The following is a 1156-nucleotide window of genomic DNA, read 5'->3' as shown; positions in this document are numbered from 1 at the left end:
TCTTGAAGTCCACGTTGTACGGCGGTAAGGCGTGCCGCATTTTCCGCAGATAAGCAGTTCGGTAAGAGCATATTTACTGCTGTATTTTCCTTGCTCGGTAGTAGTTTTATCGCTGATTTTACGCTTAGAACTTCGCCTTGCAAGCTCCTGCTGAACTCTATTGTATGTGTCACGGTCGATTATGGGTTCATGATGATCTGTCACAAGATACATCGGGCGTTCGCCGTGATTTTTAACTATCTTGTGAGTGATACAATCTGAGGTAAAAGTCTTTTGCAGAAGTGCGTCGCCTGCATACTTTTCGTTTTTCAAAATGCTGCGGATAAGTGATTCGTTCCATACTTTATTTCCCTGTGAAGTCAAAATACCTTTGTTCTCGAGGAGCTTTTTTATCCTGCTCATGCTGTATCCGTCGAGAAACAGCGTATATATCAGCCTTACTGTTTCAGCCTCTTCGGGTACTATCTCCGGTTTTCCGTCTGCTCCTTTTTTATACCCAAGCAGATATTTATACTGGAACTGCACCTTGCCCTCACGGTAGGCTTTTCCTTTGCCCCAGCTTACGTTTTTACTTATGGATTCTGATTCTGCCTGAGCAAAACTTCCATACAGAGCTATCATAAATTCCGATGTCATAGTTAAGGTGTTTATGTTCTCTTTTTCAAAAATAACTCCGATACCCAAGTCTTTAAGTTGTCTGACATATTCAAGACAATCCACGGTATTTCGTGCAAATCTTGATATTGATTTGGTGATCACAAGATCTATCTTTTTGTTCCTGCACATTCTTATCATGCGGTTAAACTCGGTTCTTTTCTTCGTCTGAGTTCCGCTTATACCCTCATCTGCAAATATCCCCGCAAGCGTCCATTCCTTTTTTCTGTTGATAAGATCGGTGTAATATGCGATCTGGACCTGATAGCTGTTCTGCTGTTCTTCCTGAGCCGTAGATACTCGGCAGTATGCGGCAACTCTTAACTGGTGGTATTTATCCCTGCTTTCCGCTGTTTGCACTTTCGCAGGAATTATCGTTACATTCGGCGCTGTGGACATTTTTCTCATTCCTTTCCGTAATATTCTTAATACGTATTCCGTTAATAAGCTCAACCTCTATGACACAAAAATGGCTTATCCAAATTCGTGAAACACACGCTTT

The 1156-nt window shown here is 41.9% G+C and carries 1 protein-coding gene; it reads right to left on the bottom strand.

The features are described from left to right. Positions 1-1053: recombinase family protein (locus AB5123_RS14390; RefSeq protein ID WP_368365009.1), on the bottom strand; the 1053-nt coding region annotated here is incomplete at its 3' end. Positions 1054-1156: the final 103 nt, after the last annotated feature.

It is taken from the genome of Ruminococcus sp. RTP21204st1_B2_RTP21204_210225 (assembly GCF_040914135.1).
Lineage (GTDB): Bacteria > Bacillota > Clostridia > Oscillospirales > Ruminococcaceae > Hominimerdicola > Hominimerdicola aceti.
This window is presented reverse-complemented; position numbering and strand designations above follow the sequence as displayed.